General features: G+C 57.9%; 15 protein-coding genes and 5 pseudogenes. 10 read left to right on the forward strand and 10 right to left on the reverse strand.

Features of this window, described 5'->3' with window-relative positions; all coding sequences use genetic code 11:
• Positions 1 to 1265 precede the first annotated feature (1265 nt).
• From NLM15_RS07035 to cysD, 3 genes are all read right to left on the reverse strand, one after another.
• A complete protein-coding gene (locus NLM15_RS07035) occupies positions 1266 to 2660 on the reverse strand; it encodes an FAD/NAD(P)-binding protein (protein WP_254116291.1) in 1395 nt (464 codons plus the stop codon).
• 358 nt (positions 2661 to 3018) lie between these two features.
• Positions 3019 to 4902 carry a sulfate adenylyltransferase subunit CysN gene (gene cysN / locus NLM15_RS07040; RefSeq protein ID WP_375166928.1) on the reverse strand — a complete coding sequence of 628 codons (1884 nt, stop codon included), beginning with the start codon at positions 4900 to 4902 and terminating at the stop codon, positions 3019 to 3021.
• 5 nt (positions 4903 to 4907) lie between these two features.
• On the reverse strand, positions 4908 to 5843 hold the full coding sequence (gene cysD / locus NLM15_RS07045; RefSeq protein ID WP_254116293.1) for a sulfate adenylyltransferase subunit CysD: 936 nt from the start codon (positions 5841 to 5843) through the stop codon (positions 4908 to 4910).
• Between the two features lie 1458 nt (positions 5844 to 7301).
• On the opposite strand from cysD, the pseudogene NLM15_RS07050 reads away from it, so the two are divergent.
• The 4 genes and pseudogenes from NLM15_RS07050 to NLM15_RS43885 all read left to right on the forward strand — a co-directional run.
• A pseudogene (locus tag NLM15_RS07050) lies at positions 7302 to 8257 on the forward strand (ABC transporter ATP-binding protein); the annotation flags it as partial.
• 788 nt (positions 8258 to 9045) lie between these two features.
• Positions 9046 to 9282, forward strand: a complete 237-nt coding sequence (locus NLM15_RS07055; protein WP_254116294.1) for a hypothetical protein — start codon at positions 9046 to 9048, stop codon at positions 9280 to 9282.
• 442 nt (positions 9283 to 9724) lie between these two features.
• Positions 9725 to 10489 carry a LuxR family transcriptional regulator gene (locus NLM15_RS07060; RefSeq protein ID WP_254116295.1) on the forward strand — a complete coding sequence of 255 codons (765 nt, stop codon included), beginning with the start codon at positions 9725 to 9727 and terminating at the stop codon, positions 10487 to 10489.
• A 1236-nt stretch (positions 10490 to 11725) separates the two neighbouring features.
• Positions 11726 to 11965 (forward strand): SDR family NAD(P)-dependent oxidoreductase, encoded by a 240-nt coding sequence (locus tag NLM15_RS43885; RefSeq protein WP_375166929.1) that lies wholly within the window; start codon positions 11726 to 11728, stop codon positions 11963 to 11965.
• Here NLM15_RS43885 and NLM15_RS07065 read toward each other — a convergent pair.
• Positions 11912 to 12154 carry a hypothetical protein gene (locus NLM15_RS07065; RefSeq protein WP_254116296.1) on the reverse strand — a complete coding sequence of 81 codons (243 nt, stop codon included), beginning with the start codon at positions 12152 to 12154 and terminating at the stop codon, positions 11912 to 11914. The genes NLM15_RS43885 and NLM15_RS07065 overlap by 54 nt on opposite strands.
• Between NLM15_RS07065 and NLM15_RS43890 the strand changes: the two genes are divergently transcribed.
• Entirely contained in the window at positions 12101 to 12232 is a 132-nt protein-coding gene (locus NLM15_RS43890) for a hypothetical protein (RefSeq protein ID WP_375166930.1), read from the forward strand. The two genes, NLM15_RS07065 and NLM15_RS43890, sit on opposite strands and share 54 nt — an antisense overlap.
• Positions 12233 to 12840: 608 nt before the next feature.
• Here NLM15_RS43890 and NLM15_RS07070 read toward each other — a convergent pair.
• Positions 12841 to 13581, reverse strand: coding sequence for an outer membrane protein (locus NLM15_RS07070; RefSeq protein WP_254116297.1), 741 nt, complete (start codon positions 13579 to 13581; stop codon positions 12841 to 12843).
• Between the two features lie 224 nt (positions 13582 to 13805).
• Here NLM15_RS07070 and NLM15_RS07075 point away from each other — a divergent pair.
• The 4 genes and pseudogenes from NLM15_RS07075 to NLM15_RS07095 all read left to right on the forward strand — a co-directional run.
• Positions 13806 to 14557, forward strand: a pseudogene (locus NLM15_RS07075) (IS5 family transposase); the annotation flags it as partial.
• A 320-nt stretch (positions 14558 to 14877) separates the two neighbouring features.
• Positions 14878 to 15411: a type IV secretory system conjugative DNA transfer family protein gene (locus NLM15_RS07080; protein WP_254116298.1), complete on the forward strand. Its 534-nt coding sequence runs from the start codon at positions 14878 to 14880 to the stop codon at positions 15409 to 15411.
• A gap of 690 nt (positions 15412 to 16101) precedes the next feature.
• Positions 16102 to 16422, forward strand: a complete 321-nt coding sequence (locus NLM15_RS07085; RefSeq protein ID WP_254116299.1) for a DUF3768 domain-containing protein — start codon at positions 16102 to 16104, stop codon at positions 16420 to 16422.
• A gap of 806 nt (positions 16423 to 17228) precedes the next feature.
• Positions 17229 to 17378, forward strand: a pseudogene (locus NLM15_RS07095) (transposase domain-containing protein); the annotation flags it as partial.
• Positions 17379 to 17524: 146 nt separating this feature from the next.
• Here NLM15_RS07095 and NLM15_RS07100 read toward each other — a convergent pair.
• Together NLM15_RS07100 and NLM15_RS07105 are read right to left on the reverse strand one after the other, a co-directional pair.
• A complete protein-coding gene (locus NLM15_RS07100) occupies positions 17525 to 17893 on the reverse strand; it encodes a hypothetical protein (RefSeq protein WP_375166814.1) in 369 nt (122 codons plus the stop codon).
• Between the two features lie 400 nt (positions 17894 to 18293).
• A pseudogene (locus NLM15_RS07105) lies at positions 18294 to 19011 on the reverse strand (IS5 family transposase); the annotation flags it as partial.
• Between the two features lie 1188 nt (positions 19012 to 20199).
• On the opposite strand from NLM15_RS07105, the gene NLM15_RS43895 reads away from it, so the two are divergent.
• Positions 20200 to 20568, forward strand: coding sequence for a 50S ribosomal protein L11 methyltransferase (locus NLM15_RS43895; protein ID WP_375166931.1), 369 nt, complete (start codon positions 20200 to 20202; stop codon positions 20566 to 20568).
• A gap of 1165 nt (positions 20569 to 21733) precedes the next feature.
• On the opposite strand, the gene NLM15_RS07115 is transcribed toward NLM15_RS43895, so the two are convergent.
• From NLM15_RS07115 to NLM15_RS07125, 3 genes and pseudogenes are all read right to left on the reverse strand, one after another.
• The gene (locus NLM15_RS07115; protein WP_254116303.1) at positions 21734 to 22318 is read right to left on the reverse strand and encodes an aminodeoxychorismate/anthranilate synthase component II; all 585 of its coding nucleotides are present in this window, start codon (positions 22316 to 22318) and stop codon (positions 21734 to 21736) included.
• Positions 22315 to 23709: pseudogene (locus tag NLM15_RS07120) on the reverse strand (anthranilate synthase component I family protein). The gene NLM15_RS07115 and the pseudogene NLM15_RS07120 overlap by 4 nt, the downstream one beginning before the upstream one ends.
• Before the next feature lie 92 nt (positions 23710 to 23801).
• The gene (locus tag NLM15_RS07125; RefSeq protein ID WP_254116304.1) at positions 23802 to 24149 is read right to left on the reverse strand and encodes a Dabb family protein; all 348 of its coding nucleotides are present in this window, start codon (positions 24147 to 24149) and stop codon (positions 23802 to 23804) included.
• Positions 24150 to 24232: the final 83 nt, after the last annotated feature.

Below are 24232 nucleotides of genomic sequence, written 5' to 3' on the forward strand. Positions count from 1 at the left end.
AAAACCTGCAACAGACAAAGCTGAGAGAAAGGCGTTGTCTAATTGCGGAGGGCTCGCCTTTCTCCCCGCCAGTGGCATCGAACACAAAACGCATTGAGTTCGCCCCGCCGCCTGATCACCTCTTTACGCAGATCCAGCGCAGCTCGTTGGAGTTGCCGGCAGAAACTCTCTTTTTCGCTTTGCGCAGAGGTTTCACGTTTTCTAGTTCACCATGGCTGGGCATTGGCCATTCAGGCCAAAAGCACGAGAGTTGTTTCTGCCTAAAAGTGAAGAGCGAATTGCCACAGAGCGAGGGCGGCGGCTGGTGAGGGCAGGGCTCGCGCTGACAGGCAAAAATAACTTGCTTGTGCGGTGCGGTGGTGTATTATTGCAGCGCGGTAGCCTTTTGCGCTGCCGCTGCCCTCCTTGGGCGTTTCCTCCCTAGACTTGGGCCGCTTGTCATTCAAGCGGCCTTTTTCTTGCCCATCCATCGGAGCATTGGCTCGGTATGCAGGTTCGGTTTTCGCGCTCGATGCGAAACGATATAGACCGCGATCAAGAACTGTAGTGCAATCTTGACCTGCTCTGCGAGCGCTTCTTGTGCCGGGAGATCATGTTTGAGCATTGAGCTTTTTTGATCCCGTAGGGATTCGTTCCCGTGCGGATTGACACGGCAATCGTCCGGGACACAGAAATTGGTGCCCGTCAGGAGCGCGGCAAGCGCGACCGAACTCCTCGCCCACCTCACTTTGAAGATCTTCCGGCGGGAGCGATCCAGGCGGGGCTCCAGTATGCTCCTGAGCACCATCTAGCCGGAGGTGACACAATACACGGTCACGATTGCGCAGTCCGTCTGGATCGCGCCTTCCCGGGCGCGTCTCGCATACAGCGCAAGGTTCTCAACATGCATCTCGGTGATGCACACAGGTTGCGCGTTGAGTTTGTCCACCTTGCGACTTGCCGCGCCGGTGACACGCTCCAGGTTTGCCCCAGCGGCCAACGCCAAAGGGTTTATGAGCAATCCAGAACCGCGGCGGGGTCCCTCATCGGGGCATCGTTCTCGGCGCACCCGAGCGCCTCCTCGTGGGAGTGCTGATAGTGAGGATCCGATCGGAACGCACTGAGCGTCTTGTGTTCTCGGCGAAAGCCACGATTCTATAGTGCACCATGGACCTGAACAGAAGGCAATTTGGCCTATCATTCTAAGCAGAACGAGTTTTGACTAGCTGCACTATGGAGACAAGCTTCCGCACCTTGATTAGCGGGGACGTCAGCAGTCAGACCGTTCATGGTCCAATTTGGGTGTCCAGTTTGGGTTGATGATCGCTCGCAGTGTCGACCAGGAGGGCCGCGAGTGCTGCACATTGGTGGCGAATATCCGGTATCGAAATGATCTCCCAAAAGGCCGCGCGCGTGAGCGGACCCACCGCGAACAAGCTGCGCGAAGCCGCGCCGTCGCGGCTGATGATCGCACAATTGCGATCGGTCTCAATGCCGATGCAGAGCGGGTCTACGCGGGCTAGACCACGGTCGAACAAACTACGCGCTGCCGGATTGAGCGTAGCGCGCGGATCTTTGACGATGCCGGTGCAATCGACGACGGCGCCGACTTGTATGTCGAGAGGATTGGCGTCGCCCCGCCGGCGGTACGTGACTCTGGCTCCGGTGTTGTCGGGCTCGATGTTGATCATCTTTGCAGCCATCAGCGTAAGCTGCCCTCTGTCAAATGCCTGGCTGATGCGTGCTTCGCCCTCCGGCGCCATCCGGTGCCGATGCACGTTCCACCAGGCGCGCGCGTGCTCGAGAAAGCGGCGTTTCGATGCCCGGGGGAGCTCGTGCCACAGCCGCTGTGTATAGGGTCGAAGGCCATCGATGACACTGCGCCAGTCGCCACCTTGGGCCGCATTCCGGTCTATACGGTCGCGAAGCCAACGTAGCAGGTTGCTGATGCTGGCGCCGAAAGGAACATCCCTCTCCTCAATTCGCAAAGCATCGATGTGGCGGTGGGCTTTCGCGAGCAGGCCGCGCCGTGACATAGCAACGATCGGTCCGCGATGGCCGTCACGCAACAACGACAGAACGTAGTCGACCATGGTGAGCCCCGTGCCCAGGATCAGTACGGTTGCATTAGGGGCGATGGGAGCGGCCGACGGTGGAGCCCAAGGATTCGCATGAGCCGGGCGGTTAGCTCTCGTATCATGTCCCGTTGCGAGAACGACTGTATCGGCCACTAGCGATCTGCCATCATCCAGCTTGACCGACACGCAAGCTGGCCCCTCGTTGATATCGACGCAAGTACCTTGCAGGATCGACAGACGCCGTGCGTCTGTCGGGTCAGATATCTGCTGCTCGAGCAAACTCGCGAGGTAATCGCCATAGATGCGTCGTGGCACGAAACAGTATGGATCGGGACGCAGCGGCGCGCCTGCGTCACGCGCGCTCAGCCAGCGCCAGAAGTGGTCTGGTTGGTCAGGCAGCGCGCTCATATTTGAGGCGCGTACGTTGAGCAAATGATCGGGGTTACCTGTATGATACGCGATACCACGCCCGATATCGGGACGCTGCTCAATCAGCGTGACGCGCAAATGGCTCTTCGGCCGGTGCAGCAATTGATAGGTGAGCAAGACGCCGCTGGCACCGCCGCCGATGATGATCACGTGCCGCGTGCTTGAACTTGTCATGCTATCACTTTACCGGTCAACAACCCGGCGCCATAGTGCGTTTCAGGGCGCCTATATTCTGAAGTCCCATCATAAGTGGCATCGCTAGGGCGCGCAGGCGTTGCGCGCTGCTCAAAACATGTATTCGCCCAGGCATGGTCGATAGATGTAAGCCATGCGGCCAAACGGAATTGTCTTGCAATTGTCATGCTCGTCGGGGGCTGCAGGTGAAGTAGTTTATCGAGACAAGCTCGAGGAGAAAATTCCTTTTGTTTGGACCCACGTGGTCTAGGAGGTTTTTGTTTCGGCCTCTCGAAGGGGATAGCGCTGCCAGTTTCTGAAACTTCAGCGCCGGCGCGTTGCAGAGCCCTCGGTGGCACTATGTCCGAGCGATGATCCCTCGCTCCGCCAGGCAGTTTAGCACCGCCTCAGCCAACTGCCCTGGTTGCTTGCCCAGCGTTTTCAAGTGGATATCCGGCACACGTGGCGCTTCATACGGCGCATCGATGCCAGTAAAGTTCGTGATCTTGCCGGATCTTGCCTTGGCATAGAGGCCCTTTGAATCACGCCGAACGCATTCATCTAATGGTGTATCTACGAACACCTCGACGAACTCGCGGTCGCCCACGAGCTTGCGCACCATGTCTCGGTCGGCTTTGTAGGGTGAGATGAACGAGCAGATGACGATCAGGCCGCTTTCCAGCATCAATTTGGCCACTTCACCAGCACGTCGGATGTTCTCGACGCGATCTGCATCAGTAAACCCGAGATCGCAATTGAGGCCGTGGCGGAGGTTGTCGCCGTCCAGCAGCGTCGTGTGATGCGACATCGCGTACAGCTTTCGATCGACGATATTCGCAATCGTAGACTTGCCGGCGCCGGAAAGCCCAGTGAACCAGATGATGCACGGCCTCTGTTGCTTGAGCGCGGAACGCTCCTGCTTCCCAATCCACAGTGTCTGCCAGACGGTATTGCTTGCGCGCCGGAGCGGAAAATCGATCATTCCCGCGCCAACGGTGCGGTTGGTATAGCGGTCGATCACAATGAAAGATCCGGTGCGCCTGTTAACGTGGTAGGGATCGAAGCTCGCAGGCACGACGGTCGCAACGTTACAGCGGCCGATCTCGTTGAGACCCAATGTGGTCGCCGTGAGACGCTCATGCTTATTGACGTCAATCTTGTACTTGATGGAGATGACTCTGCCGGATGCAATCGTTTGCGTACCAATCCGAAACGCATAAGAGCGGCCCGGCACCATCGGCTCTTCGTCCATCCAGATCAGATGAGCGGCAAACTGGTCGGCGACCTCAGGGCGCTGCGTGGGGCTCGCAAAGACGTCGCCGCGGCTAACATCGATCTCATCTTCGAGCGTAAGCGTCACCGCGTCGCCCGCTTCGGCAACCGCAAGATCACCATCGTGAGTCACAATCCGCGTCACGCGTGAACTGCGCCCCGAAGTTGCCACGATGATTTCATCACCTACCGCGGTGCTTCCTGAGGCAACCGTGCCGGCATACCCTCGGAAATCCAGATTGGGCCGGTTCACCCACTGCACCGGAAAGCGGAAGGGTAGGTCGGTCGTCTCGGATTGTATGTCGATCGTCTCGAGGTAATCCAGCAGGGATTGGCCTTGGTACCAATCAGTCTTGCCGGATAGGTAGATGATGTTGTCGCCGTACCTGGCGGAGATTGGGAACGGGACGATTGACTTGAAGCCGAGCGCCGCAGCGAAGGCGACATAATCGCGCACGATGCCGTCGAAGACATCCTTACGGTAGTCGACGAGGTCGATTTTGTTAACGGCCACGACGACGTGCCCGATCCCCAATAGCGAGCAGATGAACGAGTGGCGCTTGGTTTGCTCCAGAACTCCTTTGCGTGCATCGATCAGGATGATGGCGAGCTGGGCGTTGGAGGCTCCGGTCGCCATATTGCGAGTATACTGTTCATGCCCTGGCGTGTCGGCGACCATGAACGATCGACGCGGCGTGGTGAAGAACCGATAGGCGACGTCGATTGTAATGCCTTGTTCGCGTTCCGCCTCAAGACCATCGACCAATAAAGCAAAATCGATGTCCTCGCCAGTCGTGCCGTGCTTGGCGCTGTCGCGCGCGAGCGCCAGCAGCTGATCCTCATAGATCATCTTGCTGTCGTGCAGGAGTCGCCCGATCAGCGTCGATTTGCCATCGTCGACCGAGCCACAGGTGATGAATCGCAGTTGATCCTTGCTGACGATATCGTCAAGGCATCGCGCGGGTTCCATACCCATCAAAAGTATCCTTCCCGCTTCTTTTTCTCCATCGAAGCTGCATCATCGGTGTCGATTAGACGCCCTTGGCGTTCTGAGAACCTCGCAACCCGCATTTCGGCGACGATGTCCTCGATGGTGGTGGCCTCCGACTCAATGGCGCCGCTCAGGGGGTAGCATCCGAGGGTGCGGAAGCGGATCGTACGCATTTCGGGGGTCTCGTTCGGCCGGAGCGGGAGCCGGTCGTCGTCCATCATGATCAGGGCGCCGTTCCGATGCACCACAGGTCGCCGTTTCGCAAAGTAGAGAGGAACAAGGGAGATGTTTTCAAACATGATGTATTCCCAGATGTCGAACTCCGTCCAATTCGACATTGCGAACACCCTCATGGTCTCGCCTTGCCGGATGCGGGTGTTGAACAGGTTCCAGAATTCGGGCCGTTGGTTGCGCGGATCCCAGACATGTCCTGCCGAGCGGAACGAAAAAATGCGCTCCTTGGCGCGGCTTTTCTCTTCGTCCCGACGCGCGCCGCCGAATGCCGCATTAAATCCGTACAGATCGAGCGCCTGCTTGAGAGCGTCGCTTTTCATGACCTGCGTGTGCAGCGCCGAGCCGGAGTCGATGGGATTAATGCCGCGGGCGATACCTTCTTTGTTAACGTGGACGATCAGATCCGCTCCCATGCGCTTGGCCGTCTCGTCGCGAAAGGTGATCATCTCGCGGAACTTCCAGGTCGTGTCGATGTGCATCAGCGGGAAAGGCAGCTTCGCCGGATAAAATGCCTTCGCCGCAAGGTGCAGCATGACAGTGGAATCCTTGCCGATTGAATAGAGCATCACCGGCGCTTTGAACTCGGCTACAACTTCGCGCATGATTTCGATGGACTCGGCCTCGAGCCGGCGCAAATGTCGAGGCAGCGTGTCCGTTTTGAGTGCGGTCATGTCCTGCATGTTCATCTTGAACATCCTCGAAAAATGCCCCCGCGACGAGGCTGCCGCTGCGGTATCGCGTACCTCAGCATGGAGGAGCCTGGTGTGAGAAGGATAGCGTCGCCCGCCGCCCTATCTAATCCATGGAGCGTCTCAAGCTGAATCGACGTCGGCTTCACCTGCGCCAAGGACACAGAATGCTCGGGACGAGCCCAATGCCTGTAGGTCGTAAGTCGACAGACGGTCAATACATACGTTGGTTGCGCCAACATCAAGCTACCTCACCGTGGCGCAGGTCGTTGTAAGCGGGAGACGTCTCAACGCAATCGGTCCGTCTTGCTTGAAGGCAAGGCTTATCCTCGCGCCGTTCAAGCTTGCGCGCGTGCTTGCCGCCAATATAGAGCTGGTGCAGTGTCGGCAAAAACCGTGCCTACAACCGGATCGCGGCGTTCATGATGACGTAGCTTTGCCGATGGGAAACCTACCAGGTTGCTCATTGGCCAGCGTTCTTTCTACCCGCAATACGTGAATTGGTGAAATCGATTGTTTGGATGGAATGCATTCATATCGCGGATAGCGATAGCTCCTAGGTTTGGGCCTCTATCCCCTGGTCGCAGTTGATGCTCTGATGATCGAACGCAGTTTCAGGGCGGCAGCTTTGTGGCGGCAAGCGATGGTTTTTAGGTGATTCGCACAGCGCCGTTCTTACTACCGAGCTCACCTGGGCGGCAGACGTCTGGTGCCGGACCAGCAAACACACTCGTCCCGTCACCGGGAGCAGTTGGCGCTGCGTGTGAGCGAACCGTTCTTAGTCCTGCAGTCGCTAAGTTGCTCGATCTCTATCCCGCTGGAGTCCGATGTCTGTCCCGCGACAAAACCCAATCAGAGGCTCAATTTTTATGCCAATCGCCCCGGCCTTTTGCTGAAACCGGCTATCCAGCGGCGGCCTCCGGCTATGCTTTGCGCCGGTGTCAACTACTAGCCTTGGCAATTGATTGGGATGACTGACACTGGCATTGCATGAGCGTCCACGCTGCGGCTGATGGGCACGTGTCTTACCGACGTGTAGCCATGAACTGCGATCATTATCTTTTGCCGGAACATCATGATCGACCATCTTTGTGCTCGCCGATCGCTCAACGGGCGGAAATCTCATGAAGCAAACTGGACAGATGCCTTGTCGAGGCCTGCTTTGCGCGACTGTGATCTTTTGAAGGAGACGACGTCCTCGAGCAGGACGCTGTAATGAGCGAATTCTGAAAGGCTTCTAATGGTAGGTAAGGTGAGGCGTTTCCGCTTGCATGAGATCGCCGGGCTTCGGCGCAAGGCTGTAGAGCTAGGTCCGAGCGGCTTAGACTGTTCGCGTCGAGTGCTTCGCTTGAAGAGGGAATGCCGACCGAACGGCGGTGCTCGATCGCGCCTTTGTGATGCGGGGTCCAATTCAGATGGAGCCGATTTGCATCCTGAGCGTAGCCAGGTAGAGGTATGACCGACCTACCTGACAAACGTCCTATCGCAATCCGCGCGGTGCTCCCGTTCGTTTTTCGCCACTGGCTGCTCCAGCCCTACCGTGCCGCCCTTGTGCTGGCGGGCTTCCTCGGCGCAACGGCGGCCGACCTGTTCATGTCGATCTACTCCGGTCATCTTGTGAACGCATTGACGTCAGCCCTTACAATGAGGCGGCGCGACATGCGGCGCTGGCTGCCTTCGGCGGCATTGTCGCGCTCGGGCTCGTTTCCATGATCCTGCGCCTCACAGGTCTGCAGGCATTCGTTCCGTTTACGCTCAAGACTATGTCGGATGTGTCACGCATGCGCATCAGCGGTTCTCAACCGACTGGCACGCCAACTCTTATGCCGTTTCGAACGTGCTGAAGATGACGCGCGGCATGTGGGTCCTCGACTTGCTCAACGCCACCATCCTGATGTTCCTGTTGCCGTAGCGGACGGTACTGGTCGGTTCCAAGAGTCTGCTCGGGCTGCATTGGTCTGCGCCAGGTGGAGTGATCGCGAGGTGCGTCAATCTATGTCGCGCTTACGATCACATTTTCGATCCACTATATCGCGCCTGCCGCACGCGTCTCCAACGCGTGGGACACGAAGATCGCCGGCACGCTGGCCGATGCGCTGACTTGCAATGCGGTGGTAAAATCTTTCGGGCGCTGAAGCGCGTGAGGATGCTCGACTCGCCCACACCATCGACCGCTGGCGCATGCGGCTGCGGCGAACTGGGCTGCGCTACAACTGCGCGGCCATATGTCAGCTCTCGCTCAGTTGTGCCTTCCGGTATCGGTGATCGGCGGCGCGGTATGGCTGTGGATGGCGAGGCGCCCCTTGCCCGGCGATGTCACCTACGTGCTGACCAGCTACTACGTTATCCACGCGTATCTGCGGGAGGTCGGCATATACATCAACAACCTAGAGATCGTGTTTGACGATGTCAGTTTCCAGTATGGCGACGACGGGGCGCGAGCGATTGCTCTCGAAAGCCCATCATGGATTTCCATGAGCAAAGAGAGGTCGTTGTTGGGGCAAACCCAAGGTCGAATTATAATCGGCAGGCAGTGATTTCACGCATCGATCGGACCCGTTTTCGCGAACAGATCTATGTTACATGCTGAGTGACCTAAGGCGCGACCTGATTAAGCAATGACTCGCACGACTCCGTCATCACGTTCAATTACTAACGTTGGTAGTTGATCGGAGGGCAAAGAAGTTAACCTCGACAATAGCAGGGCAAAGAATTCGGGCCTCGTCCTCGTCGGGGGCAGTTTTGCTGCGACACCTGAACTGGGTGTGAGTTGAATGCGTAGTCCTGCACGAATGGGTAGAAAGCTTTGGTCGCTTGCGGAGCGTGCAGCCGCTAGCTCGGCGCGTTCAACGTTCTGTGCGAGCAGAAGGTCGTATGCTACCCAAGCTCAGGAGATTTGTTGATCTACATTGAGCGATGTAGTGGCTGGTGCAAACAGCGCTGTCGTAAATCCGACGTATGTCGCAGTGCGTCAGTTCGGTTGAGACCCGTCAATCTCTTCACGTGCTTGTCTTGACGACCGAGTTCCCGATGGCCGCGGTTGGTATGACACTTGCTGCGTCTATTTCGGTGCTCGCAAAGTCCCTGCTTACAAAGTTCTTGGAGAAGCGGATGCTCAGTGTCAGCTACATGAATCCGGGCCCGGAGTTTGCCCAAACCTCCATGCAACTTCTCGCCGATGTCGGCAAGCGCCGGGCTGGTGACCAGTATCATCCAGCTCGATCGGCTCCTGCTGATGGGAGTGGGGGCCCTGCGCGACCAATTCGACGGCAGCATCGGCGTTCTCACAACAAGCTCAGCAAATGGGCCGGATTCTTTTCACAAAGTCGGGTCTCTTGGATCCGCGACCGCCATGCATTTCAAAGATTGCGTCTGCGTCGACGCCGGCTCACCGCCGAACAGCCAGGGGCTGCCGGCGATGATACGCACGAGTTAACGGTCGATCGAGTGTGGACGCCGTCAAGCCGATCTGTGTACTGCGGCTCAGGTGCCTGCCCAAATCCGAAGCTCTCGGTACCATCCCTGGCCCGATCGAAAAGCAACTGGCTGACGCTTACATGGCGTAGAGGAAAGACCGACAGGGGCACTCAGTCTCGCACGAAATATCGGCGCAGTCGTTTTTCGCGCGATCCACCATCATTTGCGCGCCTGCGGAAGCCATATGGACACCGCCATATAGCCGCCGGCGTTCCGACTTTACCCAGATCGCTATTATGTGCATGTCGTACCTGCACCAATGGCGCCTTTCGGTCCGGAGCTCCCGCCCCATTCACGCGACTGCGTCGTGGTCTGGAGCATGTCAAGAATGCAGCGAACCTGAAGCAAGCTCGATCGAACGGCGCAGAACAGCTTTCCGGCTCGATCGCGTGAGGCGCCATATGAACCTCTTCAGTTTCGTCGAGTGCGCAAACCAAACGCAATCTCTCAAAGCGCTGTTTGATCTGCTTGTGAGCTGCGCAAGCCAAGAGGGGTTCACTGAGGTTGCTTACGGAGCACTCACCTTCGCCGAGCCCCTTCGTCTAGCGGGGTGCCCGCCGCCTCTAGTGGCTATGAAGGCTCCGCCTGACTGGTGCCAGCGCTATTTGGAGCGCAAGTACTACACCATCGATCCGGTGGTCCGGCGGACGCCGATGTTTGCGGCGCCGTTCCTCTGGGATGAGCTCGCGAGAGTATACCAGCTGCAGACATGTGAACGACGTGTACTACAGGAGGCCCGAGAGGCGGGCCTGAAGAATGGCGTCAGCGTGCCGCTATTTGGGCCATCAGGGCGAATATCTGTGATGTCATTCGCCTCCCTTTTTGATGATGCCGATCTTCAAAGGAATGTGAGGCGTCTCAATACGCTGGCTTGGCACTTTCATATTGCATTTGCGGAGATCGCAAAGCCCTCGGACTGTCCCTCCGAGAGAAAAGTGGACCTATCCAAGCGCGAAAAGGATTGTTTGCGATGGGTGGCGGAGGGCAAATCATCCTGGGAAATTGGGAAGATACTGAGCGTGAGCGAGAATACGGTTAATTTCCATGTCAAGAACGCAATCCGAAAGCTTGGCACGGCGAACCGGACTCAGGGTCTTGTAAAGGCGATTCGTCTCGGCCTTATTGAGTTTTCGGAGCATGCGTCGGCAACGTCGATGGTGGCCTAACTGGTGTCGCGTCCACTGCAGGACGCCGTAAAGAGTGAAAGAGCGAGCCCCGTGCAGGGCCAGCACTTTTCAAGAAAATAAAAGCATCTAAAGCGGGATTAGGTTGAATGAATTTGGGAGTTCCGAATCAGGCTGTTTCCGATTCACCATGCTGGCTGGGCGAGGCGAGCATGGATGTGCATATGCTCTGGATTTGCGGGGGAGGAGTCCCCCAACCAGCCAGCCGAGCAGCTTGGGTCGCGATTGGCACCTAATCGTGGCCGCGATGCAAGCACCGGACGCGAGATCGATGTCAGTGACGCGCAGTGGCTGCAGAGGCTTCACTCCTTCGGTTTGTTGCGCGCGAGATTCCGGCTCAAAGGTCAGACCGCCGGCGCGATATCCGTGTCGTTCTCGTCGAACAGAAGCTGCGAAGGCACGCCTGCAAGAATTCCGCGCTCGCGAGGATATTCGACGGAATTGGTTAGGATGTATGATGAGTGTCTGCGTGATGGACAGCGATATCGAAAACTATGGCATCACCACTGCTCGTATCTTTACCAGCCAACAAAATCATCGCCGAGCCCAGATAGAGCGGTGATCGTACCTTTCCATGCTAGCGCAGATAATCCCGTAAGATGTTGTGGAACCTTAAGGCGTAACAAAAGGTTCCCGGTTTCATTCTCATCGTGCTGCAGGACTTCGCGGCGAGACCATGCGCAATGCATGGTGTCATCATGGGCGATGTGCGGTTCAAGGCAAACGTGCGCCGCTGAAGTGTCGAGACAACAGTGAAGCGTCGGCGCTGCCATGGGACGCCCCCCACCTGCGAGTTCAACGAAGGAGTATCGATGAAGGTTCTGGCGTCGACAAGCGAGTCGTCGACTGCAGCGTCAAGATTCGCGTCAAGAGTGACGGGGCGGCTTGAACTCGGCAACTTGAAGATGGAGGCGCTCGCTCTTAAACAATTCGCCCAACGTAGTGGAAGAGTGGGCGGCTCGCGAAGAGGCCTGAAACATGCGTACTGCGGTTAAAGGGAAGCGCGTCATCATTACGGCAGGAGTGAGTGGTATTGGACAAGCCGTGATCAGCAATTGGTTGCTGCTGGGGCCGAAGTCGCGACCTGTGATATTTCCGAGGAAGGTATCGAGCGCCCCGGCAGGGAGTTACCCGGAATCCACAGTGAGGTGGTCGATGTAGGCAACGCAACTATGAAAACGCACTTTCCAAAAGTGCGACTGAGCGTTTCGCGTGCTTGTGAATAATGCCGGTATTTCAGGCCCAACAGCGCATATCGACGACGTGGCTGTTTCCGAGTGGGGCAATGTCTTTCGTGCGACCGTTGAGTGTTATTTCGTCGGCTGCAAGGTCGTTGTTCCCTACATACGGAAGCAGCGTGCCGGATCCGTGATCTTTATCTCGTCAAACTCGGCTTCGCACTCCTTATTCCGCATCGAAGTGGGCATTGGTCGGACCGATGAAATCGTTGGCGATTGAGGCCAGTCCGGGTGGCGGGCTCGTCAATGCCATCATGCCCGGGTCGTCGACGGCGAGCGAGTAAGGCGCGTCATTGCAGCGAAGGCAGAAGCGGAGAACTTGCCGTATGACGAGATGGAGCGGCAATGGCACAGGCTGGTCTCTTTGCGGCGGATGATTCCGCCCCAGGAAATTGCCGAGATGATCCAATTCTTAGTCTCTAATGCAGGCAGGACCATCTCGGGCCAATCGCTCAGACTATGCGACAACCAGGAAACTTTGCGCTAAGCAGGAAGGCCGCCGGAGGTTCGGCCGCCACCAATCCGGATCAACTGTGAAACGGTCCTGAAGCATCCAAAAAATGCGGCAACCATCGCCGAACAAAATTGCAGCTGCGTTTGCCCGTCACGGTATTGCCGTCGCGCTCGGTCATAGTCCCAAAATGGGAAGGCGGCTTTGGCGGCGAAGCAGATCTTTCGTGAAGCGCCGCGGCGCCGGTATTGTTCTCATCGGGTAGAAGCTTACGGTCGCGTTTGAGGTCAGCGTTCGGCTAACCTCGGCAGCCACACGAGCAAAGCGGGTCGCCAGCTCATCCGTTCAATCGGTGCCCACTCCTCTTCTTGCAAAATGTTCGCCCGACCGGAACCCGATCGAACAGGTTCCACCAAGCTCAAGCACCTGCTCCGCAAAGCTGCCGCACGAACCGTCTATGAATCTGCGTCGCAAACGGTGAAGTCCTGACAGCTTTCAGCCCAGAGGAATGCGTGAACTGCCTCGAAAATTCGGGCTTCCAACCTAATGCCAGCGCTAAGAGGACCTTGCGTCTTGACTTAGGTCAAAAGAGCCCCGGCTAAAGCGCCGAGGCTCTCGATCGCCGTCCCAAGGTGAGGAGATCGCTATTTGAGAACTACGGGCCAGCCAAACTTGTAATTGACTCGCGCGGTGACGAGATCGAAATCCTGGCGGATGCGTTCGTTGCCAAACGTGCCACCACCTGCGGCTGTGAAGTTCACGTCGCTAGCCGGCATAAACACATGGTCGTACTCGAGCCCAGCTGACCAGTTCGGCGTCAGGCTGACCTCGAATCCGGCACCAACGACACCGCCCCAACGCGTCGTGTCCGCGCTCCCAAGCTGCGTGCCTGGGGAAACGGAGCTGACCTGATAGCTGCTGCTAACGATAGCGGTGCCGCCTTTGGCGTAGAGTAGCACGTTGTTGATCGCATACCCGATCTGCCCAGTGATTAGACCGAGCGCGTCGATCTTTGTTTGGTTCCTGTTGGCTGGAAAAGCACTGCTGACATTGGAGTTGTTGAAATCGGCCCAGTTGCCCTGGCCTTCGATGCCAAGCACTGTCTGGCCGATCTGCCAACGATAACCGATCTGCCCGCCTACCGTGCTGCCGCTTGCGTCGTGAGAGCCCTCAGGAGTCGTGCCTGCGAAATCCCAGGAGTTATGGCTCGAACCCCAGCCTCCATTGACGCCAGCATAGAAGCCGCTCCAGTCGTAGAGCACGACGGCAACCGGGTGAGGAGGTGCCTTGATGTAGACCGGCTGTGCAGCGAGATCCGCGGCGAATGCAGGCGCCGCAGCGGTGAGTGCTACGATGCTCGTAGTCATAAGCAACAAGTGTTTCATTTAGAACTTCATTTCCTTGAGTGGCCCCCGGCCGCGCGCGTCATAGCAGCGACAACGCAAATTGCTGTAACTGCTGCGCAACATTTACTTTGAAAGAATCGGCTTGAATCTGACGCCGCGTAAAGTTGTACACTTGACCTGTGAGTGTCCGACCGAAAAATAAGTTGAGTGATATCAGCGAGTTCTGATTCCATCGGTGTTGCGAAGCATCAAAGGGATCGAGAATGTGGACTGAAATCACCCGGGCACAGTCTGCCGAGAGGAGCTGCGTTTGCCAAGCGACTTGACGGATGCGGAATAGGGCGTGCTGGAGAGGTTGCTTCCCGTGCGGGCCACGCGGGCGGCGCCCGAAATGGAGCTATCGCGACATCGTCGAGGCAGTGTTCTATCTGCTGCGCGGCGGATTGCCGTGGCGCATGCTGCCGCCCACTCTGTTTCCACCAATGACCACGGTGCAGTACTCTTTCTACCCGTGTCGCGACAACGGATTGTGGCAATCGATCAACCACGCACTCCTGATGCTGGCGCGCGAGGCGATCGGCGGGAGGCCTCCCCGACGGCCGGCGTGATCGACAGCCAATCGGTCAAGACCACGGAAAGTGGCGGCCCTCGCGGCTACGACGCGGGAAAGAAGATCAAGGGTCGAAAGCGCCACATCGTCACTGACACCCAAGGGCTCCTGGTCGGAGCGATCGTTCACGCTGCCGACGTCCAGGATCGCGACGGCGCGCCAGATGTCCTGTGCAGCATTCGCTACCGCTTCCCCTGGCTGCGCCATATCTTCGCCGATGGCGGCTATGCCGGCGAAAAGCTCAAGGCGGTGCTGGAAAAGATCGGCCGGTGGACTGTCCAGATCATCAAGCGCTCCGATGCCGCACAGGGCTTCGAGGTGCTTCCGCGCCGCTGGGCGGTCGAACGAACCTTCGCCTGGCTCGGCCGCAACCGCAGATTGGCCAAGGACTTCGAGCGAACCATCTAAAGCGCAACTGCCTGGCTCTTCCTCGCCTCTGTCCAACTCATGACAAGGCGCATCAAAAACAGCAATGCAATTTTGAGTCAGGCTCTGAGCACCGTCAACTGCTTTAGCCCGTCCTGTTCGTGAGAGTGTGTTTTTTAGTTCGATTGATGTGGCCGCACATCTGCTCTGACGAAGCGCGCGGGATTGCCTTCGGCTTTCACTGCCTGACGACCGATACTTTGCAACGCGCTTGAGGGATGGGTTATTCCCTGACAACGAGTTTCGTAAAAGAACGGCCAAATCCCTCCGGAATGAGACCGTGCGGACGTTTATGCTCAATGAGTTTGAGCGATTCTCATTTGGCTATCGCGCTGACGGCACCGCGCCGATCCAGAACAAGGTCGAAGCGTTTCTGGCTGATCCGCTGCTCAATCGAAATATTAACGGCACCCGAAGAAGATTTGCATCTCCGCCAGATCATGGACGAAGGCAAGATTCTCTTGGTCAATCTGGCGAAAGGACACGTTGGGGAAGATAGCTCGTCGCTCCTTGGCGGGTTGGTCGTCACAACGATTGGCCTGGCCGCCTTTAGCCGGGCCGACACTCCACAAGACAAACGTCGGGACTTCTTCGTCTACGTCGACGAGTTTCAGAGGTTTACCACGGTCGCGCTGGCGAACATGTTTTTCGAGCTTCGCAAGTACCGTGTCGGCTTCACAGTGGCGTATCAGTATCTAAACCAGCTTACCCCTGAGGTGCGCCATGCAATTCTCGGCAACGTCGGCTCTATCATCTCATTTCGCGTCGGCGTGGAGATGCTCCATATCTCGTTCGAGAATTCCAGAGCCGGTTTTCGGAAATCGACCTCTTGAGGCTGCCGAACTACCGCATCTATCTCAAGCTTATGATCGATGGAACGCCATCAATACCTTTCAGCGCCGCGACGCTTGAGCCGATATAGGGACATTTGCCAAACTGGCATAATCCCGTGTCTACCCTCGCTTTTCTCCTGAAGTACGATCGCGCTCGGACATTGTTCTTTCCGGCGCCAATTCGGATGTCGGTAGCGAGACGGAGGATCGGTCTGTTGCTGTTTTGAGGACGGCGCAGCTCCGCCTCGCTATCCGGCACTCGAATGGTTCGGGCTGACGGTAGTGAGGAGAAGAACATGTCCACGATTGCCCTTTGGTACAAGGCCGTGAAGCTAATGAAGCTCTGCGATCTCGAAGCTTCCAAAGCCTCGACGATCATCTGTTGGTGGTCGCCCTTAAGGACTCGGCATGTCCAGCCTTCTGTATAACGGGAGGTGATCACACGGCAAACATGGAGCCGGACCTGGACCGGGGGTTCTGCGAGGCCTGCGGTGGCAACACCGTCGTATCGGTACTTGTGCTCGCCGGTCTCATCTAAGAGATCAGCCATGCAGGTCCGAAACGTCTATCACTGCCCAGAGTGCGGTCGCGAGTGGACGGACATGTGGTCCGCACAGTGCGACAATGAATGCCCGCACTGCGGCGCATGTCATATCTCGCCCTACAAAAGCGAAGACGCGGAGGAGAGCGATGACGAATAGGATTGCTCTTCTCAACGATGCCTTCCGCCGCACGTTTAGCGGCGGCAAGGTAATGATCACATCAGGCGTCAATGAACTGCCGAACTGCGTGAAGGCTGAAGCGCTCATTCAAGTGACGAACTTCGCTGAATTCAGCGAGAACAACGATCCGTATGACGAGCACGACTTCGGCAGCTTCGTTCTGGTCGGTCGGAGGTTCTTTTGGAAGATAGACTATTACGACAAGCGGTGCGAGTTCGGCTTGACGACCCTGCAGACGCTGAAAAAGACCATGCGGGTCCTAACCCTCATGCTTGCTCAAGAATATTGAGTAATAGGATGCTTCCTTGTTACCCCGCGATTTGCGGGGCATTTCTTTGCCCTAGCGGGCCGCCGTCGCTAACCCGGGCTCGCCGGTCCTGCTTTCGGGGCCGGTCATTTCGAAAACCGTTCGAGTAGCGCGCCTTCCGTTTGACGCTGTTCAAACTCTTCGCCCGGCGTGTACGCCCTGAAGACAAGGGAGTTGCTCGAGCGCTTCTTGGGAACGGATCGCTGCGGAGAGAGCTTGCAAGCACTTGGCGGTCCCCTCATCTCCTTCCACCAACCGGCCAGCAAGAGCCAGTTGCTCTTGCAATTGGCTCAGTGTTGCTGTGGGGCACGCCGGGCCAAGTCGCGGCAACAGCGCGGCGGTATGGCGTGTCGCGTTCATTGCTGCTACGTGGCGACGGTCGTTTCGGCCGGAGCCGAAGGATGCCGCCGATCAACCGAGCTTCGTACCGGCGATGGTGGTCGCGGAATCAGGGCCGACGCCTTGTCCAGCCACGCCGGCCAGCAGCGGCGGGTCGATCGAGATCGAGTTTGCTGCCGGGGCTCGGATGCGGATCACGGGCGCGGTCGACGCGGCGACGCTGAAGGCCGCCGTGGCGGCGCTGGCAGATGGACGCCTGCGGTGATTCCCGTTGCGTCGGGCGTGCGGGTGTGGATTGCGACCGGCCACACCGATATGCGTCGCGGCATGAACTCGCTGGGCTTGCTGGTGCAGGAAGCCTTCAAGCGAGACCCGCACGGCGGTGATCTCTACGTGTTCCGTGGCAAAAGCGGGCAAGCTGATCAAGATCCTTTGGCACGATGGACTGCACCCTCATCGCCACCGCCAAACTCAACGGCATCGATCCATAGGCCTGGCTCGCCGACGTGCTCGCCCGCCTGCCGGACCACCCCGCAAAGCGCATTCGCGAACTCCTACCTTGGAATTGGCGCCCTCAGAACGTCGCTCACGCGGCGTGAACGCAGTCAGCCAGGCGGCACCTCGCCGCGCTGCGCATTGCCGAAGGCCACCACCCGATCGCGCTGCTCGTCGGTATCCGGCACGATCAGGCCTCGCGAAGCTCTAATCAGCGCAAGCGCTTCCTCCGCCTCGATTCCGCAACAGATCAGCGCGCAAGCTGCAATACCAAAGACCGGCCAATCCCCGCCCGGCAATGGATCGCGATGGAACGACCGTCTCGCAAGCCGGTGGCCAACAAGTGAGCGATCTGCGAAGCCTCACGCCGGGATTCTGGTAGTCCACGATCTGGAATCGGGAAAGAAATGAAGTCGATCCCATTAGAACGGCAAAGCTCGGCATCACGCTGCAATCCAAGCTCCGAAACCTCCTCGTGCTCCAGAAGGCTCACCACCACATCGACGCCGGAGTTCTTCCACTCGTTCACCTCCGTCTCCAACCACTCGTCAGCGCGAGGACGCGCCATAATTGCTATCCGTCCAACCGCTTGAATCTCGATCCAATGTAATCGGGACATCCAAACCCTACTTGTGGCAATCCACTACACGGCAGCATCGCATAGTCCACGCCTCACCGGCAGGGTGTGGCCTTCCCCGGACGGATACGTCAGTCCAGCGCTCGGTGACGGTAATCCTGACCTCATAGGAGCGCCCGCGAAGAGACCTTCCGGCCTGTCGGCGCGCAGGCTGCCGACGTCGCGAGGTCAGCGCCATCCTGGTCGATACCCTTGTTGACGAGAATAAGCTTGTGTTCCGCCGTGCCCTGCAGGAGCTCCCGTGGCGTCCGCTGCGTTGAAAAGAAGATGGCTCGCGAGCATAGAGTTCGAATGCCCCTCAGCGGCCCGGAGGTTGGTATCCAAGTCGCCATTATTGATACGTGCCACTTGGTGCTACACAGCGCGTACGACGATCATCTTCAGTCTGAGCGCATCGCTCGTAGTCTTTGACAAGTCTTCGGAAGCGTGTGGCCCACGTGAAGGAGCGTTCGACGACCCACCGCCTTGGGAGCAGCACGAAGCCTCGTTTGGCCTCCGACAGCTTCGTGACCTCGAGGGCAATGCCGTGTTCAGCAGCCGCCGTTGCAGGCTTGTCGCCTATGTAGCCCCGGTCAACGAAGGCGACTTCGACGCTCTGACCAGTCTCTGCCTGAAGCGTCTTGGCGATCCGGCCAATCTCGGCGCGATCGTCGGTGTTGGCGGGCGTGACATGCAGCGCGAGAAGCTTCGAACCTTTCTTGCACTTGGCTCCGTCGTAGGCGCCGCGGGCGCCACTCTCGGGCGTCGAGCGCAGAGTTCGACTGTCGATGATGGCGGCGGTCGGCCGCGCGGGTCGTTCCAGCCGCAAGGCGCAGGATAACGCGCGATCCTCGGCCAGGGCTTCAAAGCAACCCGCGCGCAACCACCGCTGCGCCTGTTGATAAACGATCTCCCACGGCGGCAAGTCTTTCGGCATCCAGCGCCAGCGCGCGCCGGTCTTCACGATATAGCGCAGGCCGTTGAACACCTGTGGCGCTTGCTGCCCCCTATCTGACACTTTTGCCCGAGGACGCCTCGCAGCGGACGCACGCGCTTTGCCACTCGTCATCGGAAACGTCAGAAGGATAAGGCTCGCGGACGAGACTCGGCGTCGAACAAATTCGTCAAAATTGGATCGAAGAGGCTTGAATCGTACGCGATGTCAGATTGTACAAGCAAGCGTCTGAAGCGTTTGCAATCCCGCATATGCACCGTAGGCGAAGATATCTCGATGGACATGTATGTTGTTATTTTTTATGTTGTTGTTGTTGTGAACGTTCTGGCTGGCTTTGGAGCAGGCTACGCCGTGCGTAGCTGGCGTTCTCGCAAGCGGCGTGAGATCGCTCGACGGTATCGTGGCTTCTGCCACTCGGATCACCCTGCTAAGCACCCAGATCTAGGGGCTATTAGGACTGATTAACCATAGACGTTGAGGTTTGCGGGATGTCGATTCCCCCGCGAGCCTTATTCTTCTGACGTTTCCGGTAACGAGTGTGCGCTTGTTGCGCCCTATTTGATGCGGCCCGCTCAACCGGTCGACGCAACACAGGCGTTAAATCTCTCTGCTGGGGTTTCAAGGTCTCACGTGGTCGTTCGTTTAGTTGACGAGCCACTTTGTTCAGATTGGTCCTCCTAGCCGCGCGCCATGTCTGGCGGCGCGCCGATCGTGTCGCGTGAAAGATCCGGGCACAGCACGAGCTTTCGCTCGAGACTGCTCGCCTCGAGCCGGCGGTGAGCTTCGGCGACCTCGTCGAAGACGACTGCTCGGCGACGCGCGGCCGGATGGCGCCAGTCGCCAAGAGCCTGAACAACCGTTCCAGGTCATCGTTGAACCAGGTAGGGTGTCGCGCTCGCATCGCATTGACCGAGTAAAAGCAAGCGCGCTTGCCGCTGGGCAACAGTCTCCACAGGTACAGGCGCGCGATCTCCATCAGGACGTGGAACATGCGACGCTGTGCCCGCACGCTCGCAGAGAAGCCGATGGCGCAGAGCAGGCCGCCCGGCTTGAGCGCTGCGTATGAGCGGCGATAGCTGCACTATCGATTGCAATTGGTCCGCGGGAGAGAAAGACGCCGCATCTCTCGGGTTTCTAGCGCGCACCAAAACTGCCGGTGCGCTGAAGCAATTCGCAACGCCTTGGTCTGCTACGCGAGCGGTTCCGATGGTCTGCGGTGTTGGTGCTCAAAGATGGAAGTACCAGATGATCGCGTCGGCAAGCGCATCGCCACGATGCCAAATGAGGGACGTAGACGCAAAAATAGCCGTGCTGCGACTATGCGAACTCCCGCACGATGTTGAGCATGCGCGGCATGCCTTTACGTATCCTGCCCAGTTTTTTTACCACGCTCAAGTCACGGTCCAGGCGCCTTGATGTCGAGTGGCACATCAAACGCGGCGCGACAATACTGGATCTCGGATGCGGATCAGGTTTGCTAGGGCTTGCTGCGCTCGGAGACTGCGCGGGACGCCTGGTTGCTCTCGACAATGATTCGCAAGCCGTTCTCGCGACGCAGATAAACATCGAGCTGCCGAAGCAGGTCGCGATCAGCATTGCAACCGGCGCCAACAGCGGCGGCCTTCGCCAAAATGTTGTCGCAAGCCGAGAAGCGGTGGATGACGTCCACTCCGGGGGGCTCTCCGGCCGCGGAGTGCTCGAAGTGTCGCTTCTCAGGCGATGAGGACACCGAAGCTGCAATAAGCAGATTGAGTTGTTTGTCTTTCATTGTGACGAAGTGTCCCGTGCCGGAAAGGAGCGAGTGGCGCGTTGTGTCCGTCATTTTCGAGGCAATCTTGCGCAACACAATGCAAAAGCTGCAGCGACGTCTCATTGCGGGCCGGTGTCGCCCCAAGCTGCCCAAATTTGCAATCCGCGTGGATGAGACCGAGCCCGAAGTACTGGTCTGCATGAGGTTTATCCCGCAGCTGCGATCAACCCACCAGTCCAGATCGAGTGCCCATAACGCGAGCAAGTGCGCGGCGTTATCTCGGCATCGTCCTCAAGTGAGGCGCGCCATCGTTTGCCTCGGCCGCGCGATCTTGCTCGAGCAGAACGAGGACTGCGCGGTCCATTGCATCCGCTACATGACCTGGAAACCTCGTGTCATCGAGCGGCGATCGAGTCATGGTCGCTCCGGCTGCGGCAACACCACTTTGCTTGGCCCTGTCGACGATCGGTCGACCGTCTCGTTTGAGTTTGAGAGGTGCAAAGCTTGCCTGCATCAACATCGAATCAAGTGGAGGCCCGGCAGCATCGGAAGCATGGCTGCAGGCGAGCCTTCACACGAAGCAGCCAGACGCGCGATTGATTGCATCCCGCCCTCAATGCGCAGATGGTACAGCTGCTTATGTGGTGCAAAGCCCTGGCCGCGGAGAACTGCGGCGCGACATTAAGTTCCAGAGAATGAGCTTGAATCGAATCCCGACGCTAATGACATCCAGCGTATCCACGAAGCTCTCTTTCAGGCTTGTGTAAGGCCGTCCCGCTTGAGGAAGGCGTCAGTTGATGCGTGTGAAAGCTTACAATCTGACGCCACGTGAGATACAAGATGTTTTATCGCTCATTGAACCGGATGGTTTGACCAGGGTGGGTCTCCTCGCCACCTGGATAACGCGTCCTGCGGAGCAGTCTCATGGACAGCGAACAGATCGGGACCGCGTAAAGCTCTGCCGTGACATGGGTTGTCGTGGTGACCTGCTTTGTCCTTTAGCGAGCTAAGCGCCGTCTCGTTTGTTGAAAGCGCGCTCTATGCTGCTGGCGGAAATAGATAGCCGATAATGCGTATTGAAGTGTTCGAGATGCCGCCGCCTGATTGCAGCGGAGGCGTTCGGTCTGAAAGCCTAACCTCACAATCGATAGCTCTCTGCGAGCCGCAAAAAATTTGCGAGCAGAACGTCTCCCTCTTGGGTCAGTATCGATTCAGGGTGGAACTGCACGCCAAACGTGCGCTGATCGCGAGGCGCAAGGGCCATGATCTCACTCTCGTCTGAATGCGCCGTTACGTTAAGATGCGGGGTGTACGACTGATCGATCTCAACAATAAGGGAATGATAGCGCCCCACGCGAAGAGCAGAAGGAAGTCCTTCGAATAGCGTCGCCCCATCATGCGTAATGTATGATGACCGACCGTGCATGGGGCGACGCGCACGTGCCACGCGTCCGCCGAAAACACTCCCGATGCACTGATGCCCAAGGCAGATGCCTAAGATCGGGAGACGGCCTGAAAGTTCGCGAACGATCGAGTTCGATATTCCGGCTTCTATTGGGGAGCAGGGACCGGGGGAGATGACCACGGCGCGCGGCTTGAGGCGGGCAATATCACTGACGCTGATCGCATCATTCCGGACAATCTCCGTGACTTCACCGAGCCGGCGGAAATAGCGGGCAATGTTGAAGACGAAGGAGTCATAATTGTCGATGATAACAATCAAGAATCACCGTAAGAACGGGCGCGGAATGCGGCAAACATTCGCTGGACTTTAGCCAGAGTCTCCTCGTATTCGGCCGCTGGATCCGACAAGGCCGTTATCCCGCCGCCTGCGTGAAACACAGCCAAGTCGTTGTCGATCGCGACAGTGCGAATCGCAATATTGGTATCCATGTGCCCGTTGAAGCCGATGAAGCCGATCGCCCCGCAATAGACCTCTCATGCTAGTTGCTCGATTTCCGTAATGATTTCCATTGACCTCAGCTTTGGCGCCCCGGTGATAGAGCCACCTGGAAAGCAGGCGCGAAGAAGAGTGACGGCGTCTTGGCCCCCTTCAAGTTCACCCCGTAACGACCGACACGAGGTGGTGCACCGAGGCGTACGACTCCAGCTTGCACAGCGCTTGAATATCGACTGAATGGGAGTGCAAACGCATGACAGGTCACTCCGCAGCAGGTCGACGAACATGATGTTCTCGGCACGATCTTTGTCGGATGTGACGAGGAGTTGAGCGCGATGCTGATCTTCCCTGGAATCAGCGGAGCGCGCGATCGTGCCTTTTGATCGGGCGCGTTCGACCTGTCGTCCGTCTAGCTTCAGGAAACGCTCCGGCGAGCTTGATGCGATCGTGACATTGCCGTAACGAAGGAGTGCTGCGAATGGCGCGGGGTTCTTTGACCGCAGTCGGCAGTAGAAGGCAACTGAATCGAATGAGGCTGGTAGCCGGGCGCTAAAACGCTGCGCAATGTTGGCTTGAAAGACGTCTCCAGCCAGAATCAGGTCGATGACGCGCTGTACCGCCGCAATGTAGCCCGCGCGGCTGAAGTTCGAATGCCATGGTCCGATTGCGCCGCAGGCGCCATTCCGCGGCGATTCTGAATTGGCAAGAAGTGCTGTTAACTCATCGGCTCGATGGCGTGCACGCGCGGGTCGGCACGCGGGATCCTGTTCCGGCCAGCCTGTGGAGACGATCCAGCATCTGCCGTTGTGGTGATCGAAGCTGACGACGACGTCACAGAAGGACAGGACGGATTGAGGCAAGCGGCGTCCAGAGGTTGCCGGAACTGACAATTGCTCTATTGTCCTGTTTAGATCGTAACCAAAGAATCCGGCAGCTCCTCCCTGGAATGGCGGGAGGTCGGTGCGATGCTGTTGCGGATAGTTGGCGAGCAGGCTGCGAAGGACGTCCCATGGATCGCCGTCAAGACCCTGTCCGTTCCAACTCGCCCGTCGGTCCGCGACCATATAGGTACCGAACGGGTCGCAGGTCAGATATGAGTAGCGCCCAAGTGGCTCGCCGCTTGCTGCGCTATCAAGAAATGTAAGATGGGAGCGGTGGGCGAGACGCTGCATTGCCGTGACAGGGGCAATCCATTGCAGTTCGTGGACGTGCATTGGCTATCTGTCACCAGCGAGCGGCGTTCGCGCGCTGCGATTGCTGACTGCCAAACGTGAGCGACCTTCAAACGCACGCAAGCTCGTGAGACCTACGACCAACTTGGCCTTCGCCAATAGACGCCCGCGCGGCGGGTGAGGAATCGCACATCCGTCGATATGTCGTAGTCTGCTGCGAACCGCAACTCGCGTAGTGGACGTACCCGCTTGATTGATTCTTGGTAAAGATCATGCGCTTTGTAAGCTGCAAGTTGCGCCTCGGTCTCGAACTCACCATATACAACGACGTCGATGTCGTTGCCAAGCTGGTCGCTCTTGCGGTTGCAAGCGACCTCGAGCCGGCGCGCATGCGGGATCTTCGTGAGAACCAATAGGCCTTCGATGATCTCGTCAATGTGTCCCTTATCGTTGGCGGTAAACAAAACGATGTGGCGGATCATGGATGTCTCTATAAGTGTTTCCAGAGATGGGTGCATAGCTAGCTTGGGATCGCGCTCTCCGCAACGCAACTCTTCTGCCTCGC

Origin of the sequence: Bradyrhizobium sp. CCGB20, from assembly GCF_024199855.1 — a bacterium.
In the GTDB taxonomy this organism is placed as follows: Bacteria; Pseudomonadota; Alphaproteobacteria; order Rhizobiales; family Xanthobacteraceae; genus Bradyrhizobium.

Excerpts from the sequence above, each read along its gene's own strand:
- NLM15_RS43895 (WP_375166931.1), top strand. The coding sequence starts at position 20,200 with ATGCCTTTACGTATCCTGCCCAGTTTTTTTACCACGCTCAAGTCACGG.
- NLM15_RS07080 (WP_254116298.1), top strand. The coding sequence starts at position 14,878 with ATGAGTTTGAGCGATTCTCATTTGGCTATCGCGCTGACGGCACCGCGC.
- NLM15_RS07100 (WP_375166814.1), bottom strand. The coding sequence starts at position 17,893 with ATGTCCCGATTACATTGGATCGAGATTCAAGCGGTTGGACGGATAGCA.
- NLM15_RS07060 (WP_254116295.1), top strand. The coding sequence starts at position 9,725 with ATGAACCTCTTCAGTTTCGTCGAGTGCGCAAACCAAACGCAATCTCTC.
- NLM15_RS07085 (WP_254116299.1), top strand. The coding sequence starts at position 16,102 with ATGACGAATAGGATTGCTCTTCTCAACGATGCCTTCCGCCGCACGTTT.
- NLM15_RS07035 (WP_254116291.1), bottom strand. The coding sequence starts at position 2,660 with ATGACAAGTTCAAGCACGCGGCACGTGATCATCATCGGCGGCGGTGCC.
- cysD (WP_254116293.1), bottom strand. The coding sequence starts at position 5,843 with ATGAACATGCAGGACATGACCGCACTCAAAACGGACACGCTGCCTCGA.
- NLM15_RS07070 (WP_254116297.1), bottom strand. The coding sequence starts at position 13,581 with ATGAAACACTTGTTGCTTATGACTACGAGCATCGTAGCACTCACCGCT.
- cysN (WP_375166928.1), bottom strand. The coding sequence starts at position 4,902 with ATGGAACCCGCGCGATGCCTTGACGATATCGTCAGCAAGGATCAACTG.
- NLM15_RS07125 (WP_254116304.1), bottom strand. The coding sequence starts at position 24,149 with ATGATCCGCCACATCGTTTTGTTTACCGCCAACGATAAGGGACACATT.